The organism is Actinosynnema sp. NPDC053489, assembly GCF_044544865.1.
In the GTDB taxonomy this organism is placed as follows: Bacteria; Actinomycetota; Actinomycetes; order Mycobacteriales; family Pseudonocardiaceae; genus Actinosynnema.
The window spans coordinates 136645-156013 of sequence record NZ_JBITXT010000016.1 but is presented as its reverse complement, the minus strand read 5'-3'; the positions used below and the strand labels follow the sequence as shown (position 1 = coordinate 156013).

The 19369-nt window shown below is 76.8% G+C and carries 3 protein-coding genes and 2 pseudogenes; all 5 read right to left on the bottom strand.

The window, feature by feature from the left end; all coding sequences use genetic code 11:
- Positions 1-6: 6 nt before the first annotated feature.
- Positions 7-1659 (bottom strand): acyl-CoA dehydrogenase family protein, encoded by a 1653-nt coding sequence (locus ACIGNX_RS30025; RefSeq protein WP_396544185.1) that lies wholly within the window; start codon positions 1657-1659, stop codon positions 7-9.
- Positions 1656-3110 (bottom strand): FAD-dependent monooxygenase, encoded by a 1455-nt coding sequence (locus tag ACIGNX_RS30020; RefSeq protein ID WP_396544184.1) that lies wholly within the window; start codon positions 3108-3110, stop codon positions 1656-1658. Before ACIGNX_RS30020 ends, ACIGNX_RS30025 begins: the two co-directional genes overlap by 4 nt.
- A pseudogene (locus ACIGNX_RS30015) lies at positions 3107-6967 on the bottom strand (type I polyketide synthase); the annotation flags it as partial. The pseudogene ACIGNX_RS30015 and the gene ACIGNX_RS30020, both read right to left, overlap by 4 nt.
- 297 nt (positions 6968-7264) lie before the next feature.
- Positions 7265-11404 (bottom strand): annotated as a pseudogene (locus ACIGNX_RS30010) (type I polyketide synthase); the annotation flags it as partial.
- A gap of 56 nt (positions 11405-11460) precedes the next feature.
- The gene (locus ACIGNX_RS30005) at positions 11461-19356 is read right to left on the bottom strand and encodes a type I polyketide synthase (RefSeq protein ID WP_396544183.1); all 7896 of its coding nucleotides are present in this window, start codon (positions 19354-19356) and stop codon (positions 11461-11463) included.
- Positions 19357-19369: the final 13 nt, after the last annotated feature.

The window sequence follows — 19369 nt, the reverse complement described above, 5'->3', positions numbered from 1 at the left end:
TGTCCTTCACGTGGTGGTCAGGGAGGGGAACGTCGATCCGGTCAGCCACCCTCGGCTGATCTTGTGGTGGTCCGGCTGCCCGTCGCGCCGCAGCCTGCGCCACAGCACCGACAACCGGTCCAGCGCGGCCGTGCAGTGCACGTCCGCGAGCTCCTGCGCCTCGCCGGTGCCGAGCGCGTTCGTGCGCGCCAGCACGGCGGACACCGACACCAGCTCCGCCGCGAGGCGCCCGGTGGTGACCAGGAACTCCTGGTCCTCCGCGAGGTCCGCGCGCGGGCGGCGGGCCGCCTCGGCGCACGACCGCGCGAACCACCGCGTCTGCTGCGCGAGCGCGGCGAGGTGCTCCTGGTTGCGCGGGGTCAGGTCCAGCGCGCGCAGGTCCACCCCGCCCTCGTCGGGCAGCGGCCGCGTCCCGGTGCGGTCGGCGGCCAGCAGCAGCGTCGCGGCCTGGTCGTCCAGCCGGACGTCGACGTTGCCCGCCATCCGGAAGCCGCGGGCGTCGCGCAGGGCCCGCTCGACGGGCAGCGGCGGCGCGCCGCGGCGGCGCTTGCTCGCCACCGTCTCCAGCCCTTCGGCGCCCATCAGCGCGATCGTGCGGTCGACGAGCTTCCACGCGGTGCGGGTGAGGACGTTCTTGGCGACGAACCGCTCCAGCCACCGGTCGGTGATGCCGCCGCCGACCAGGCTCCACCGGGCGACGCTGTCCATCGCGTACACGTCGGCCATCGCCCTGGCCACCATGCGCTGCACGCGGTCGTAGTCGGCGAGGGGCCTGCCGTCCACGGACCGCCGGGTGACGAAGTCGCGGGTCCACTCCAGGCAGTTGCGCGCCACCGCCAGCGCGGGGGCGCCGGTGAAGTACAGGCGACCGAGGAAGGCGATGGAGTTGATCACCGCGGGCAGCCGGAGCTGCCCCTCCGCGCCGGACAGCACGTGCTCGCGCGGCACGCGCACGCCGTCGAAGCGCAGCGCGCCGTTGGGCAGCCCGGCGCTGCCGGTGAAGTCCACCGTGGACTCGACGGAGAAGCCGGGGTCCGCGGTGTCCACGAAGCACACGCAGATGCCGCCGTCGAGGGTGGCGGACACGGCGAGCAGGTCGGCCACCGGGCCGTTGCCGGTGAACAGCTTCTCGCCGTGCAGCACGACGTCGTCGCCGTCCGGGGTGGCGGTCATCCGCGGCAGCCGGTTGTTCTGCCCGGCCCGGTCGGTGTCGCCGAACCCGGACAGCGCGCCGCCGGCGATGCGCTCGCGGACCATGTCCCGCAACGACCCCTCGGGCAGCGCGGGGTACAGCGCGCCGGCGCCGACCCCGGCCTGGATGGCGATGACCTGCCCGACCGGCACGGAGTGCCGCGCGGCGGCGGCCACCACCCGGACCACGTTGTAGGGCGACAGCGCCGCGCCACCGAGCTCGGCGGGGAACGCGGCCGTCAGGAAGCCCTGGCGGCGCAGGCCGTCGATCAGGCCGTCGGGGAGCCGCCGGGTGCGGTCCACCTCGTCGGGGTCGGGCACGGCGGCCTCCGTGAACGCCGCGGCCCGCGCCACCCACCGGTCGCCCGCGGCGCGGTCGGCCTCGTCCTGCTCGGGGAACGCGGCGAGCAGGTCCACGTCGAGGCGGCCCGTGCGCAGGCCGGTCTCCAGGCTCCGGTCGGCGCTCACCGCGACCTCCCGGCCAGCGCCCGCACCCGCGCCTCGACCTCGGTCAGCTCGGCCGGGGTGGTGCCCGACGCGGCCACGTAGCCGTCCGGGCGCAGCAGGAGGAAGCCGCCGGGGCGGCCGGTCAGGTGGTCGTGCTCGACCAGCGAGGCGTTGCGGTCGGCCAGCGCGCGGGCCCGGGCGACCAGCGGGGCGCCGGAGCTGCCGGTGGTGAGCAGGCGCAGCGCGCCGCCGTGGTCGCGCCGGGGCACCCAGTGCGGGGTGCGGGTGCCGGGGCGCACGCGGCCCGGTTTCCCGGTGGCGCGCAGCAGCTCGTCGGAGTAGCGGACCTTCCAGCCCGCCAGCAGCGGCACGAACCAGCGGCGCAGCGCCCCGGTCCGCTCCAGCGCGCCCCAGGCGGCGTTGCGGACGCGGGCGGCGGCCGGTCCGAGCATGAACATCCGCATCATGCGGGCGGTCATGCCGACGATCTGCTCGGCCGCCTGCCTGCGCTCCACCTCGTAGCTGTCGAGCACGGTCGGGTCGAACCGGCCGCCGATGACGCCCGCCAGCTTCCAGGTGAGGTTGTGCACGTCCTGCAGGCCGAGGTTGAGGCCCTGGCCGCCCAGCGGGGAGTGGGTGTGCGCGGCGTCCCCGACCAGGAACACCCGGCCGCGGCGCAGCGACGCGGCGATCCGCTCGGAGCTGGAGAACGTGCCGATGTGGTCGAGGTCGACCACCCGGAGGTCGCCGGGGCCGCGCTCGTCCAGCAGCCGCTGCACGCCCCCGGCGTCGATGGGCAGGTCCGGTGGGATCGGCGCCGACACGCGGACGCGCCCGCCGCGCATCGGCGCGAACACCAGCGAGCCGCTGCGCCCGAGGAAGTAGTGCACCGCGCCCTCCTCGAAGTCGCCGGCGATGCGGCCCTCGGCGAGGATCAGGTTGGTCGGCACGCGCTGGCCGGGGAACCCGATGCCCAGCCGCTCCCGCACGCCGCTGCGCACGCCGTCGGCGGCGATGACCCAGTCGGCCTCGACCAGCTCCTCCCCGGACGGCCCGTCGAGCCGCACCGTGACCGAGTCCGGGCCGACCTCGAGGTCGGTGAACCGCACCCCGCGCTCCACCTTGCCGCCCAGGCGTTCCAGCGACTCCTCCAGCAGCCGCGCGGTGTGCTCCTGGGGCAGCAGCAGTGGTTCGTTCTCCGGCCCCAGGGCGATGCGCAGCACCTTGCCGCCCGCCATGTCGTAGACGTTGGTGCGGACGGTGACGCCGAGCCGCCGGGCCTCGTCCAGGATGCCCAGGGACTCGTAGATCTCCAGCGCGGGCGGCCACAGCTGCAGCGCCCGCGTGCCCACCGCCCTCTCGGTGGCCGCCTCCACCAGCCGCACCGGCACGCCCAGCTTCAGCAGCTCCACCCCGGCCGTGATGCCGCACGGCCCGGCGCCGATGATCAGCACGGTCGTCCTCGTCTTCACCGTCGCACCCCGCCTTCCCGCCCCAGCCAGGACGCGACCGCGGCCGCGGCGCCCCCGACGTGCGACTCCACGATCGTGAAGTGGTCGCCTTCGACGTCCACGACGTCCGCGTCGGGCCAGGACGCCCGCCAGCCGTCGCCGGACGTGGCCTCCCGCGGCCACTCGGGCACGGGGCTCGTCGCCCGCACGAGCAGCGTGGGCGTCGCGACCGCGCCGGGCCGCCACTCGTCCAGCAGCCGCAGGTAGGCGCCCATCGCGGTGAGCTGCGCGGCGGTGACCTCGGTGAGCCGCGCGGCGATGCCCTCGAACAGCCGCGGCCGGATCGCGGAGACGATCGGGGCGTCCCACGGGTAGGTGTCCAGCAGCGCCAGGCCCGCCGGCGCGAGGCCCGCGCGGGCCAGCAGCGGCACGGCGGTGTGCGCGATCAGCCCGCCCGAGGAGTAGCCGACCAGGACGTACGGCTCGTCGCCGACGACCTTCGCCACGACCTCGGCGACGTGCTCGGCGAGGACGTGCAGGCTCGCGGGCACCGGCTCGCCGTCGGTGAAGCCGGGCATGGTCAGCGCCACCACGTCCCGCTCCCCCGCGAACCGCCGGGCGAACCCGGCGTACTGCAGCGGCCCGGAGTCGGCGAACGCGATCGGCAGGCACACGAGCTTGGGTCCGCCGGGTCCGGTGGCCAGCCGCAGCGGGTCGGCGGCCGCGGCCCCGGCGGGCGAGTCGAACGCCGGCCGCCGCGCGCTGTCGGCGACCAGCCGCTCCACGAACGCGGCCGCCGCGCCCTCCGCGCGGGCCCGCTCGAACTCGGCGACGACCTCCGGGCGCTCGGTGGCCACGTCACCGCCGAGCAGGGCGCGCAGGTGGCCGACCAGGGCTTCGGGGGTGCGCAGCTCGACGATCTCGCGGGCGGTGAGCTTCACGCCCGTGGCGGCGGTCAGGCGGTTGCGCAGCTCGACCGTGGTCAGCGAGTCGAGCCCCATCTCGAGCAGCGGCCGGTTCATCACCACCGCGTCCAGGTCGGGCTGCTTGAGCACGGCGGCGATCTCCACCCGCACCCGCTCGCCGACCAACCGGACCTGCTCGGCGCGGTCGACGCCGCGCACGTCGAGCGCGCCGACCCCGGTCCCGGCGAAGCGGTCCACGACGGCGGGGCTCGTGGCACCCCGGGCCCAGTAGCGGCGGCGCTGGAAGGCGTACGTGGGCAGGTCGACGCGGCGGACGGGCAGCCGCTCGTGCAGCGGGGACCAGTCGACGCCCACGCCGCGCACGTGCGCCTCGGCCAGCGACCGGTGGAACCGGCGCGGGTCGCCCGCGTCCCGCCGCAGCGTGCCGACCGCCACGACGTCGACGTCGGCGTCCTCGGCGATCGCGTCCACCCCCGCGGTGAGCACGGGGTGCGGGCTCACCTCGACGAAGGTGCGGAAGCCGTCGGCCAGCAGCGCCCGCACGACCGGCTCGAAGCCGACCGGGCGGCGGCAGTTCTCGAACCAGTAGCGGGCGTCCAGCTCGGAGCCGTCGAGGACCGCGCCGGTGACCGTGGAGTACAGCGGCACGGTGCCCGCGCGCGGCCGGACGAACGACAGCAGCTCGATGATCCGGTCGTGCAGCGGGTCGACCTGGGGGCCGTGCGAGGCGACGGTGGAGGCGATGATCCGGGCCCGCGCGCCGCGCGCGGTCACCGCGGCGACCAGCTCCTCCAGCGCGTCCACCGGTCCGACCACGGTGACGGCGCGCGGGCCGTTGACGCCGCCGATGGACAGCCGGTCGCCCAGCAGGGGCTCGACCTCGGCGCGACCGGCGGCGATCGACGCGACCGCGCCGCGCCCCACCAGCTCGTCGGCGAACAGCTGCGAGCGCAGCACGATCAGCTTCGCGCCGTCCTCGACCGACAGCGCGCCGGACACGCAGGCCGCGGCGACCTCGCCCTGCGAGTGGCCCACCACGGCGTCCGGTTCCAGGCCGTGCGAGCGCCACAGCGCGGCCAGCGACACCATCACCGCGAACAGCACGGGTTGCAGCACCTCGATGCGGTCCAGCGCGGGCGCGTCGGCGGCACCGCGCAGCACGCCCTCGACCGACCACGGCACGTGCCGCTCCACCGCCGCGGCGCACTCGCGCAACCGGCGCGCGAACACCGGGCTGCGGTCCAGCAGGTCCAGCGCCATGCCCTCCCACTGGGAGCCCTGGCCGGGGAAGACGAACACGGTCCGCCCGGTGTCGGTGACGACGCCGGTCACGAGGTCGTCGGAGGACTCGCCGCGGGCCAGGGCGGCCAACGCGGCCAGCGCCGCGTCCCGGTCACCGCCGGCGACGACGGCGCGGTGGCTCAGCGCCGCGCGGGTCGTGAGCAGGGAGTAGGCCACGTCGTCGAGCGGCAGGTCGTGCTCCAGCAGGTGGTCGTGCAGCCGCCGCGCCTGCGCGGCCAGGGCGGCGGACCCGCGGCCCGACAGCACCAGCGGCAGGGCCGCGCCGGTGGTCCCGGTGTGCTCGGGCCCCGCCTCGGCGGGCGGCGCCTCTTCCAGGATCACGTGCGCGTTGGTGCCGCTCATGCCGAACGCGGACACGCCGGCCCGGCGCGGCCGGTCCCGACCGGGCCACTCGCGGGGCTCGGTGAGCAGCCGCACCGCGCCGGCGCCCCAGTCCACGTGGGACGTCGGCGCGTCCACGTGCAGGGTGCGCGGCAACCGGCCGTGCCGCATGGCCAGCACCATCTTCATCACCCCGGCCAGGCCGGCGGCGGCGAGCGTGTGGCCCAGGTTGGACTTCACCGAGCCGAGCCACAGCGGGTCGCCGGCCGGGCGGCGGCCGTAGGTGGCGATCAGCGCCTGCGCCTCGATCGGGTCGCCCAGCGTGGTGCCCGTGCCGTGCGCCTCGACCGCGTCCACGTCACCGCTGGTGAGCCGGGCGGAGGCGAGCGCCTGCTCGATCACCCGCACCTGCGAGGGCCCGTTGGGCGCGGTGAGGCCGTTGGACGCGCCGTCCTGGTTCACCGCCGAGCCGCGCACCACGGCCAGCACCGGGTGGCCGAGCCGGCGGGCGTCCGACAGGCGCTCGACCACCAGCGCGCCGACGCCCTCGGAGAAGCTGGTGCCGTCCGCGGCCTCGGCGAACGCCTTCACCCGCGCGTCGCGGGCGAAGCCCCGCTGGCGGCTGAAGTCCACGTAGGAGATCGGGGTCGCCATCACCGTCGCCGCGCCGACCACGGCCATCGAGCACTCGTCGCGGCGCAGCGCCTGCATCGCCAGGTGCAGGCCGACCAGCGAGGTGGAGCACGCGCTGTCGACGGTGATCGCGGGGCCCTCGAAGCCGAGCGCGTAGGCGACCCGGCCGGACAGCACGCTCTGCGCCGCACCGGTCATCCGGTAGGCCTCGACGTCGTCGGTCGACGTGGCCAGCAGGGCGGCGTAGTCGTTGGTGACCGCCCCCGCGTACACGCCGACCCGCCCGCCGCGCAGGGTGGTGGGGTCGATCCCGGCCCGTTCGAACGCCTCCCAGGTCACCTCCAGCAGCAGCCGGTGCTGCGGGTCGACCACCAGCGCCTCGCGCGGCGAGATGCCGAAGAACTCGGCGTCGAAGTCGCCCGCGTCGTACAGGAAGCCGCCTTCCCTGACGTAGGTCTTGCCCGGTTCGTCGGGGTCCTCGCCGTAGACGCCGTCGACGTCCCAGTCGCGGTCGGTCGGGAAGCCGGCGACGGCGTCCACCTCGTCCTCGACCAGCCGCCACAGGTCCTCCGGCGAGGTGACGCCACCGGGGAAGCGGCACGCCATGCCGACGATGGCGATCGGCTCGTGGTGCTTGTCCTGGACCTCCTCGAGGCGCCGTCGGGTCTCCCGCAACTCGACGGTCGCGCGTTTGAGGTACTCGCGGAGCTTCTGCTCGTCGGACATGGCGCTCTCTCCTCCTGGGTCCGCCGGTCAGCGCAGTTCGTGGTCGAGCAGGGCGAACAGGTCCTCGTCGCTGGTGTCGTCGTCGATGCGCACGGCCGGTTCGGGCGCGGTCGCCACCAGGTCGCCGAGGAAGTCCCGCAGCCGGGCCACCAGGGCGCCGCGGGCGTCGTCGTCGGGTGCGGTGTCGACGGCCCGGCGCAGGGCGTCCAACTGCTCGTCGACCGACACCGCGGGCTCCGCCGGCACGGCGAGCGCGCCGAGGAAGGCGGCCACCGCGACCGGGGTGGGGTGGTCGAACGCGAGCGTGGCGGGCAGCGCGAGGCCGGTGGCGGCGGCGAGCCGGTTCCGCAGCGTCACGGCGGCCAGCGAGTCGAAGCCCAGCTCGCGCAGTGCCCGGCGCGGTTCGACGGCGTCGGTGGAGTCGTGCCCGAGCACCCCGGCCACCTCGGCCAGCACGATGCCGAGCAGGTGCCGCTCCCGTTCCGCCTCGGTCTTGCCCGCCAGCTCGGCGGCCAGGTCGCCGCGGTCGTCGTCGGGGACCTCGGCGAGCGCCCGGGCGGCCTCGGGGAGCGCGGCCAGCAGCGGGCTGGGCCGGGCGGCGGTGTAGGCGGGGGCGAACCGGGACCAGTCGACGTCGGCGAGCACGAGCCCGGACTCGCCGCGCCCGAACACCTCCGCCAGCGCCGCGACGGCCCCGGCCGCGGGCATCGGCACGAGCCCGAAGCGGGTGAGCTGACGGCGGCGTTCGGTCTCCTCGGTCGAGGTCACGCCGGACTCCCACGGCCCGAGCGCCACGGTGACGCCGTGCCCGCCCCGCCCGCGCACCGCCTCGGCCACCGCGTCCAGGTGGGCGCTCACCGCGCCGGAGGCGGCCTGGCCGCCGCTGCCCCAGACGCCCGCGATGGAGGTCAGGGCGACGAACACGGGTGCGGAGTCGTCGACCTCGGGTGCGGCGAGGTCCGCCGGGGTGAGGTCGGCCAGCGGGGTCGTGCCGCCGACCGGGGCGAGGTGGACGACCGCGTCCGCGGCCAGGTCGGTCGCGTCGGCCGCCGCCGTCACCCGGACACCCCCGGCGGCGAGGTCGGCCGCGAACGCGGGCAGCGCGCCGCTCGCGGTGGCCAGCACGAGGTGCTCCGCCCCCGCCTCGGCCAGGTACCGCGCGACCGGCTCGGCGATCGCCTCGTCCGCGCCGTGCACCCGCACGACGCCGCGCGGGGTCCACGCCGGGCCCGCGGGTCGGGGCTCGGCGCGCACCAGGCGGCGGGCCAGCACCCGGCCGCCGCGCACGGCGAGCTGGTCCTCCTCGCCCGCGAGCAGCGCGGGCAGGAGCGCGAACCCGGTGTCGTCGGGCACGTCGACCAGGCCGCCCCACCGGCGGGGCAGCTCGACGGCGGCCGTGCGGCCGAGCGCCCACAGCCGTGCCGCGGCCGGGTCGGGGGCGGGGTCGTCGGGTCCGGTGGTGACGCCGCCGCGGGTGAGCACCCACACGGGGACGTCGGGACCGGTCCGGAGGAGGGCGAGGGTGGCGGCCAGGGCCTCCCCGGGGTGGTCGTCCAGCGCCAGCAGGGACAGCACGCCGGCGAACCCGTCTTCGAGCGCGGTCACGTCGCGCGCCACGGTGGCGCCCAGGCCCGCGGCCTCCAGCGCCTCGACGCACGCGTCCACGCCCTGCCCCGACGGGGGCGCCAGGACCAGCCACCGGCCCGGCGCGGGCTCGGTCACGGCAGGCAGCGGGGTCCACGCGACCTCGTAGCGCCACGTGCCGGCGGTCCGCCCGACCTCGGGCGCGAGCCAGTACCGCTGCCGCCGGAACGGGTAGGTCGGCAGGTCCACCCGTCGCGCGGTGGGCAGCAGCCGGTCGAAGGCCACGTCCACGCCGCGCACGTGCACCTCGGCCAGCGCGGTGAGGAGGGTGGTGGCCTCGTCCTTCTCGCGCCGCAACGCGGAGGTGAACGCCACCTGGCCGTCGTCGGCCAGCGTCTCCCGGCCCATCGCGGTGAGCACGGCGTCCGGGCCCAGCTCCAGGAAGGTGGTGACGCCCTCGCCGCGCAGCCACCGCACGCCGTCGGCGAACCGGACGGCCTCGCGCACGTGCCGCACCCAGTACTCGGGCGAGGTGATCTCCTCGACCGGCACCGCGCCGCCGGTGAGGTTCGACGCGATCGGGAGCCGCGGCGGGTGGAAGGCGAGCCCCGACGCGACCCGCCGGAACTCCGCGAGCATCGGCTCCATCAGGTGCGAGTGGAACGCGTGGCTCACCCGCAGCCGGCGGGTCTTGTGGCCGCGCGCGGCCAGCTCCGCCTCGGCCTCGGCGACCGCGTCACCGTCGCCGGAGAGCACGACGGAGCCGGGCGTGTTCACCGCGGCCAGCGCGAGCCGGTCCGAGCGCAGGTCGGCGACCTGCTCGGCCGAGGCGAGCACGGACAGCATCCCGCCGCCGGCGGGCAGCTCCTGCATCAGCCGACCCCGGGCGGCGACCAGGGCCGCCGCGTCGGGCAGCGACAGCACCCCGGCGACGTGCGCGGCGGTCAGCTCCCCGACGGAGTGGCCGGCGACGTGGTCGACCCGCACGCCCAGGCTCTCCACCAGCCGGTACAGCGCGACCTCGAGGGCGAACAGCCCGGCCTGGGTGTAGCGGGTGCGGTCGAGCAGGTCGCCGTCGGCGAGCACGTCGGCGAGCGGCCGGTCCAGGTGCGGGTCGAGGTGGGCGCACACCTCGTCGAAGGCCGCGGCGAACACCGGGTGGGCCTCGCGCAGCCCGCCGCCCATCGCGACGCGCTGGCTGCCCTGCCCGGTGAACAGCACGGCCAGCCCGCCGCCGGCGACCTCGCCGACGACGGACCCGGCGGGGAACCGCTCCAGCCTCCTCCGCAGCTCCGCCGTGGAAGAGGCAAGCACGACGGCCCGGTGGTCGAAGGCGGCGCGGGTGGTGGCCAGCGAGTGCGCGACGTCGACCGGGTTCAGCTCCGGTCGCGCCACCAGGTGCCCGTGCAGCCGCGCCGCCTGCGCCGCCAGCGCGACGGGGTCCTTGGCGGCCAGGACGTGCGGCACGGGACCGGTCGGTTCGGGGGTCGCGGGCCGCGGCGCGGGCCGGTACTCCTCCAGCACCACGTGCGCGTTCGTGCCGCTGATGCCGAACGAGGACACCGCGGCGCGGCGCGGCCGGTCGCGCTCGGGCCACGGCCGGCCCTCGGTCAGCAGCGCCACGCCGCCGGACTCCCAGTCCACGTACGGCGACGGCTCGTCCACGTGCAGCGTGGGCGGCATGACGCCGTGGCGCATGGCCTCGACGACCTTGATCACCCCGGCCGCGCCGGCGGCGGCCTGGGTGTGGCCGATGTTGGACTTGACCGAGCCGAGCCACACCGGCTCCTCGCGGTCGCGGCCGTAGGTGGCCAGCAGCGCGGAGGCCTCGATCGGGTCGCCCAGGCGGGTGCCCGTGCCGTGCGCCTCCACCAGGTCGACGTCCCGGGTGGACAACCCGGCGCCGGCCAGCGCCGCCCTGATCACGCGTTCCTGCGACGGGCCGTTGGGCGCCGTGAGGCCGTTGGACGCGCCGTCCTGGTTGACCGCCGAACCGCGCAGCACCGCGAGGACGTCGTGCCCGAGGCGTTCGGCGTCGGAGAGCCGTTCGACCAGCAGCACGGCCACGCCCTCGGCCCACCCGGTGCCGTCGGCCGCGGCGGCGAACGACTTGCACCGGCCGTCCGGGCTCAGGCCCCGCTGCCGGGAGAACTCCACGAACGTCTCGGGCGTGGCCATGACGGTGACGCCGCCCGCGATCGCCAGCGAGCACTCGCCGGCCCGCAGCGACTGCGCGGCCAGGTGCAGCGCGACCAGGGAGGACGAGCAGGCGGTGTCGACGGTGACCGACGGACCCTCCAACCCGAGGGTGAACGAGACGCGGCCGGACAGGACGCTGCCCGCGCCGCCGGTGACCCGCAGGCCCTCGACGCCCTCGGGCAGCTCGGCCACGCCCTTCGCGTAGTCGTGGTACATCAGGCCCGCGAACACGCCGGTGCGGCTGCCGCGCAACGACAGCGGGTCGATCCCGGCGCGTTCGACGACGTCCCAGCAGCCTTCCAGCAGCAGCCGCTGCTGGGGGTCCATCGCCAGGGCCTCGCGCGGCGAGATGCCGAAGAACCCGGCGTCGAACTCGGCCGCGTCGAGCAGGAAGCCGCCCTGGTCGGAGGTGGTCGTCCCGGTCCGGTCGGGGTCGGGGTCGTAGAGCCGGCCGAGGTCCCAGCCGCGGTCGGCGGGGAACCCGCCGATCCCGTCGCCGCCGCTCTCCACCAGCCGCCACAGGTCCTCGGGCGAGGTGACGCCGCCGGGCAGCCGGCAGCTCATGCCCACGATCGCGATGGGCTCCGCCGCGGCCCGGACCAGCTTCGCGTTGGTCTGCTTCAGCCGGGCGATCTCCTTGACCGCGTCGCGCAGCGCCGCGACCAGGGTGTCGTTGTCGGTCATCGCTCTCCCTCACCCCTGCCGGAGTCCTCGGTGCCCGCGCGGGCCAGGCGGATCAGGTCTGCCACGTCCAGGTCGTCGATCCCGGCGACGTCGATGCCCGCGTCGGGGTCGATGCCCATCGCGGGGTCGAGCACGTCGGGATCGGCGTCCGCCGCGCCGTCGGGCGCACCCGGGTCGGGGAACAGCTCGGCGAGCACGTGCTCGGCCAACGCCTGCGGCGTCGGGTAGTTGAAGATCGCGGTCGGCGACAGGCGCAGGCCGGACGCGCGGTTGAGCCGGTTGCGCAGCTCCACCGACGTCAGCGAGTCCAGGCCCAGCTCCTTGAAGCCGCGCCGCACGTCCACGCCCACCGGGTCCGGGTGGTCGAGCACCCGGGCCACCTCGGCGCGGACCAGGTCCAGCACGGCCTTGCCCCGTTCGGCGGGCGCCACCCGGGCGAGCCGGTCGGCCGAGCCGGTGTCCGGGCCCGTGTTCGGGGCGGTGGCGGCGGGTCGGGGCCGCACCAGGCCGCGCAGCAGCGGCGGCGGGTCGGCCAGCGCCCGGTCGGGCCGCAGCAGCACCAGGTGCGGGTGGTCCAGCCGCAGCGCGGCGTCGAACAGCCCGAGACCGTCCGCGGTGGGCAGCGCGGTCATGCCGATCCGGGCGAGGCGGTCGAGCTGCGCCCGGTCCAGCGCGCCCGCCATGCCCAGCTCGGCCCACGGCGCCCAGGACAGCGAGGTGGCGGGCAGGCCCTCGGCGTGGCGGCGGCGGGCCAGCGCGTCGAGGAACGAGTTGGCCGCCGCGTAGTTGGCCTGCCCGGCCGCGCCGAGCACGCCGGACGCAGAGGAGAACAGCACGAACCCGCGCAGGTCGAGGTCGCGGGTCAGCTCGTGCAGGTGCCACGCGGCGTCGGCCTTGGGCCGCAGCACGGTGTCCACCCGCTCGGGGGTGAGCGCGTCGACCGGCGCGTCGTCGAGCACGCCGGCCGAGTGCACGACCGCCGTCAGGGGGTGCTCGGCGGGCACGGCGGCCAGCAGCGCCCGCACCGCGTCCCGGTCGGCCACGTCGCACGGCACCGCGGTCACGGTCGCGCCGAGCGCGGTCAGCTCGTCCACGAACGCCGGGTCCGCGGTGCGCCGGGAGGCCAGCAGCAGGTGCCGCACGCCGTGGCCGGTCACCAGGTGCCTGGCCACCAGCGCGCCCAGCGCGCCGGTCGCGCCGGTGACGAGGACCGTGCCGTCGGGGTCCCAGCGCCGGGTCGCGGCGATCGGCGTGACGCGGGCCAGGCGCGGCACGAGCGGCGTGCCGTCCCGCAGGGCCACCTGGGGTTCGCCCGTCGCGGCGGCCGTCGCGACCTGCCCGTCGGTGACGTCGCGGTCGGTGTCCAGCAGCACGAACCGGCCGGGGTGCTCGGTCTGGGCGGACCGCACCAGGCCCCACACCGCGGCGTGCGCCGGGTCGGGGGCGGCGCCGGTGGCGTCGCGGGTCACCAGGACGAGCGGCGCGGGGTCGTCGGACGCGAGGTGCGCGTGCACCGCGCCCAACGCCGCCGCCACCGCGTCGCGGACGGCGGACTGGGGGTTTCCCGCCGGGGTCGCGACGCGGTGGACGGCGACCGGGGTGGCTTGGCCGCCGGGGACGGCGGTGGGCGACCAAGCCAGGTCCAGGAGGGCGTCGTCGGTGTCGACCAGCTTGTCCGGCGACACCGCGCGCACGGTCAGGGACGCGACCGACGCCACCGGCGCGCCGTCAACGTCGAGGAGGGCGATCGACACCGCCGAGTCGCCGACCGGGGCGACCCGGGCGCGGACGGCGGTCGTGCCGGGGCGGTGCAGCCGCACGCCCGTCCACGCGAACGGCAGCCGGGTGCGGCCCTCGACGGGCGGCAGCGCGCCCAGCCCGATGGCGTGCAGCACGGCGTCGAGCAGCACCGGGTGCAGGGCGAACCCGGCGCCGTCCAGCCCGTCGGTCAGCTCGACCTCGGCGAACACCTCCGCGCCGCGCCGGGTCGCGGCCCGCAGGCCCCGGAACGCCGGGCCGTAGTCGAACCCGCCGTCGGCCAGGGCCGCGTACCACCCGGTGAGGTCCACGGGTTCGGCGGCGGGGTCCCAGGCCGCGGCCGGCGCGTCGGGCACCGCGCCGAGCACACCGGTGGCGTGCCGCGCCCACGGTCGGTCGCCGGAGCGGAAGTGCACCTCGAACGGGCGCGCGCCGTCCGCGCCGGGTCCGCTCACGGTCAGCTGCACCTGCACCGACCCCCGCTCGGGCAGGGTGATCGGCGCTTCCAGCGTCAGCTCCTCGACCCCCGCGCAGCCCAGTTCGGCGGCGGTGACCAGGGCGAGGTCGACCACGGCGGCGGCGGGCAGCACGACCGTGCCGAGGATGGCGTGGTCGGCGAGCCACGGGTGGTCGGCCAGGGACAGCGCGGCGGTGCGCACCAGACCGTCGGTGGCGGCCAGTGGCACGGACCGGCCGAACAGCGGGTGACCGCCGCGCTCGCCGCCGGTCGACGGCGCGAGCCAGAACCGCCGGTGCTCGAACGGGTACCCGGGCAGCTGCACCACGCGGGGCGTGAAGGGCGCGAACACCCGCGGCCAGTCGACCCGGGCACCGCGCGCCCACGCCCGTGCCACGCCTTCCAGCAGCGCCGCGGTCTCCGGCTTGCCGCGGCGCAGGGTCGGCGCGAACACCACGTCGTCGTCGGGCAGGCAGTCGCGGGCCATGCCGGTGAGCACCGCGTCCGGGCCGACCTCCAGGAAGGTGGTCACGCCCTCGGCGCGCAACGCCGGCACGCCGTCGGCGAACCGCACCGCCTCGCGCACGTGCCGCACCCAGTAGTCGGCGGTGCGCAGCTCCGGCCCCGCCACCGCGCCGGTCACGTTCGACACGATCGGCACGCGCGGCTCGTGGTAGGTCAGCTTCTCCGCGACGCGCCGGAAGTCCTCCAGCACCGGCTCCATCAGGTGCGAGTGGAACGCGTGGCTCACCCGCAGCGGCCGGGTCCGCTCGAACCCGGCCGCGACCCGCGCCACCGCGTCCCCGTCACCGGAGATGACGGTGGAGGCGGGCCCGTTGACCGCGGCGATCGCGACGCCGTCGACCAGGGCGGCGCGGACCTCGGCCTCGGTGGCGAGGATCGAGACCATCGCGCCGCCCGCGGGCAGCTCCTGCATCAGCCGGCCGCGCGCGACGACCAGGGTCGCCGCGTCCGGCAGCGACAGCACGCCGGCGACGTGCGCGGCGACCAGCTCGCCGACCGAGTGCCCGGCGAGGTGGCTCGGCACGACGCCCCACGACTCGAGCAGCCGGAACAGCGCGACCTCGAACGCGAACAGCGCGGGCTGGGTGTAGGCGGTGGTGTCCAGCGCCTCCGGGTCGCCGTCCACGACGTCGCGCAGCGGCCGGTCCAGCTCGACGTCCAGCGCCCGGCACACCTCCTCGAACGCCGCGGCGAACACGGGGAACCGCTCGCGCAGCTCGCGCCCCATCCCCGGCTGCTGGCTGCCCTGGCCGGTGAACAGCAGCGCGAGCCCACCGCCGGGTTCGCCGCGGTCCAGCTCCACGCCGTCGCGGAGCACGGCGCGGTGCGGCTGGGCGGCCCGCAGGCCGAGGGTGTGCGCCACGTCGACCGCGCGCAGCTCCGGGTGCTCGGCCAGGAACGCGGCCAACCGCCCGGTCTGCGCGGTGAGCGCCTCGGGGGTGCGGGCGGACACGGGCAGCGCCACACCGGCGAGGTCCGATCCAACGGGGTCCGATCCAACGGGGTCCGATCCAACGGGGTCCGACCCGGCCCCGTCCTCGGCGGGCGCCTGCTCGATGATCACGTGCGCGTTGGTGCCGCTGATGCCGAACGACGACACCGCCGCGCGGCGCGGGCGTCCGGCCTCCGGCCAGGGCCGCGCCTCGGTGAGCAGCTCGACCCGCCCGGAGGACCAGTCGACCCGGGGTGACGGCGCGTCCACGTGCAGGGTGCGCGGCAGCAGGCCGTGGCGCAGGGCCAGCACGGTCTTCACCACGCCCGCCGCGCCGGCGGCGGCCTGGGTGTGGCCGATGTTGGACTTGACCGAGCCGAGCCACACCGGCTCCTCGCGGTCGCGGCCGTAGGTCGCGAGCAGGGCCTGCGCCTCGATCGGGTCGCCCAGGCGGGTGCCCGTGCCGTGCGCCTCCACGGTGTCCACTTCGGACGGTTCCAGGCCAGCGTCGGCCAGCGCGGCCCGGATGACCCGCTGCTGCGCCGGCCCGTTGGGGGCGGTGAGGCCGTTGGAGGCGCCGTCCTGGTTGACCGCCGTGCCGCGCACCAGCGCCAGCACCGGGTGGCCGTGGCGGCGCGCGTCGGACAGCCGTTCCACGACGAGCACGGCGACGCCCTCGGCCCAGCCGGTGCCGTCGGCCGCCGCCGCGAACGACCGGCAGCGGCCGTCCCGGCTCAGCCCGCGCTGGCGGGAGAACTCCACGAAGGTGAACGGCGAGGACAGCACCGTGACACCGCCCGCGATCGCGAGGGAGCACTCCCCCGAGCGCAGCGCCCGCACCGCCAGGTGCAGCGCGACCAGGGAGGAGGAGCACGCGGTGTCCACGCTGAGGGCCGGGCCCTCCAGGCCGAGCGCGTAGGCCACGCGGCCGGACACGACGCTGCCCGCGCCGCCGGTCATGCGGAAGCCCTCGGCGGTCGGGTCGTCGTTGCCCGCCCCGTAGTCGTGGTACATGACGCCCGCGAACACGCCGGTGTCGCTGCCACGCAACGACCCCGGGTCGATGCCCGCCCCCTCGACCGCCTCCCACGAGGTCTCCAGGAACAGCCGCTGCTGGGGGTCCATCGCCAGCGCCTCGCGCGGCGAGATCCCGAAGAACGCGGCGTCGAACCCGGCCACGTCGGCCAGGAAGCCGCCGTGGCGGGTGTAGGAGGTGCCGGTGCGCTCGGGGTCCGGGTCGTGCAGCGCCGCCAGGTCCCAGCCGCGGTCGGTGGGGAACCCGCCGATGGCGTCCCTTCCCTCGGTCAGCAGCCGCCAGAAGTCGTCGGGCGACTCGACGCCGCCGGGCAGCCGCACGGACATGCCGACGATGGCGACCGGGTCGTCGTCCCGCTCGACCGCGCGGGCCGGCGTTCGGTGTTCGACGGGCGCGCCGTCCAGCAGCTCGCGCAGGTGACGGGTGACGGCGTCGGCGGTGGGGTGGTCGAACACCAGGGTCGCGGGCACCCGCGCGCCGGTGGCGGCCGTGAGCCGGTCACCCAGCTCCACGCCCATCACGGAGTCGAACCCGAGCGCCTGGAACGTGCGGTCGAACTCGACCGCGGCGGGGTCCGCGCCGAGCACGGCCGCGACCTCGGCGCGGACCAGCGCGGCCACGTCCGCCACCGCGGCCGGTGCGGGCCCGGTGTCGTCGGCCGCCTCGCCGAGCCAGTGCCGCCGCCGTTGGAACGGGTAGGTCGGCAGGGTGATCCGGCGGCCGGTGACCAGCGTCGTCCAGTCGACGCGCGCGCCGCGGGAGTGCAGGTCGCCCAGGGCGGCGCGCAGGGCGTCGACCTCGCCGCGGTGCGACCGGGCGGTGGCGACGAACGCGGTGTCGGGCTCGACCGCGCAGTCGCGGCCCATGACGCTGAGCACGGCTTTCGGGCCGACTTCGAGGAACGTGCGGACACCGCGCCCCTCCAGCGCCCGGACGCCGTCGTGGAACCGCACGGCCTCGCGGACGTGGCGGACCCAGTGGTCGGCGGTGAACCCGCCGACCACGTCACCGGTCAGGTTGGACACGATCGGCAGGCGCGGCTCGTGGTGGGTGAGGCCCTCCGCGACGCGCCGGAACTCGGCGAGCACCGGCTCCATGAGCGGTGAGTGGAAGGCGTGGCTGACGTTCAGCTCGCGGGTCCGGGCGAACCCGGCGGCCACGCGCCGCACCGCCTCGGCGGCACCCGACACCACGGTCGAGCGCGGGCCGTTGACGGCGGCGATCGACACCCCGTCGACCAGGGCGGCCCGCACCTCGTCCTCGGTGGCGCGGATGGACACCATCGCGCCGCCGGCCGGCAGGGCCTGCATGAGCCGGCCCCGGGCGGCGACGAGCGCGGCGGCGTCCTCCAGCGAGAGCACCCCGGACACGTGCGCGGCGGTGAGTTCGCCGATCGAGTGGCCCATGAGGAAGTCGGGCGTCACGCCGTGGTGCTGGAGCAGCCGGAACAACGCGACCTCGAACGCGAACAACGCGGACTGCGTGTGGCCGGTTCGGGCGAGCACCGCGTCGTCGTCGCCGAACACCACGGTCTTGAGCCCCGGATCCAAGTGGGCGCACACCTCGTCGAACGCGGCGGCGAACACCGGGTGCGCCTCGTACAGGCCGCGGCCCATCCCGGCCCACTGGCTGCCCTGCCCGGTGAACAGCACCGCGAGCCCACCGCGCACGACGGGCGTCACGCCGGTCGGGTCGAAGTCGCGCAGGGACGCCAGGTCGGTCGTCCACTCGACGGCCCGGTACTCGAAGTGCGTGCGGGTCGTGGCGAGCGAGTGCGCCACGTCGGCGGGCGGGGCGTCGAGCGCGGCGATCCGCCGCGCCTGCGCGGCCAGCGCCTCACGACTGCGCGCGGACAGCAGCACGGGCACCGGACCGGCCGGCGCCTCCCCGGCCGTCCCGCCTCCCGCCGCTCCCGGCGCAGCGGCTCCGGCGTCCCACGCGGCCAGCACGACGTGCGCGTTCGTGCCGCCCATGCCGAAGGAGCTGACCCCGGCCCGCGCCCCGGCGGGCAGCGGGCGCGGCGCGTCGTTCACCCGCAGGCCCAGCCGGTCGAGCGGGATGGCGGGGTTGGGCGTGGCGAAGTTCAGGCTGGGCGCGAGGGTCCGCTCCCGCAGGCACAGCACCGCCTTGACGAACCCGGCGATGCCCGCCGCGCCCTCCAGGTGGCCGATGTTGGTCTTGGCCGACCCGACCGGCAGCGGCGCGGCCCGACCGGTGCCCAGCACGGCACCGAGCGCGGCGGCCTCCACCGGGTCGCCCGTCGGCGTGCCCGTGCCGTGCAGCTCGACGAACGCCACCTCGGCCGGGTCCACCCCGGCGCGGGCGTAGGCCGCGCGCAGCACCCGCTCCTGCCCCTCCTGCGCCGGCGCGGTGAGCGTCACGCCCCCGCCGTCGTTGTTGACCGCGCCGCCGAGCAGCACGGCGTGCACCCGGTCGCCGTCGCGCACGGCGTCGGCCAGGCGCTTGAGCACCACGACCCCGCCGCCCTCGCCGCGCACGTACCCGTTGGCGCGGGCGTCGAAGGTGTAGCTGCGGCCGTCCGGGGACAGCGCGCCGAACGCCCGGTTCACCTCGAAGGTCTCCGCGCCGACGGCGAGGTTCACCCCGCCCGCGAGCGCCACCCGGGACTCGCCACGCCGCACGCTCTCCGCCGCCAGGTGCACCGCGACCAGCGACGACGACTGCCCGGCGTCCACCACCAGCGACGGGCCGCCCAGCCCGAGCAGGTACGACACCCGGTTGGCGATCATGCCCCGGCTGCCGCCGGTGGCGGTGTACCGGGTGACCGGGCCGCCGAGCCGCGCGTAGTCGTCCCAGATCGCGCCGAGGAACACGCCCGTGTCGTCGGCCGCCCGCGCGACCGCGTCGCCCGGCGCGCCCGGCGGCACGATCCCGGCGTCCTCCCAGGCCTCCCAGGCCAGTTCCAGCGCCAGGCGCTGCTGCGGGTCGACGGCGGCCGCCTCGCGGGGCGAGATGCCGAAGAACCCGGCGTCGAACTCGTCCACCCGCTCCAGGAAGCCCGCGCGCAGCGTCGGCGGCAGGTCGCGCCCGGGCGGCGGCGGGCCGATCGCCTCGCCGCCGGCGCGCAGCAGCGCCCAGTACGCGTCCGGGTCGGCCGCGCCGGGGAAGCGGCAGGCGATCCCGACGACGGCCACGGCGTCGGTGGGAAGGTCCGCGTTGGTCATCGTGCCTCCACGC

Excerpts from the sequence above, each read along its gene's own strand:
- ACIGNX_RS30005 (WP_396544183.1), bottom strand. The coding sequence starts at position 19,356 with ATGACCAACGCGGACCTTCCCACCGACGCCGTGGCCGTCGTCGGGATC.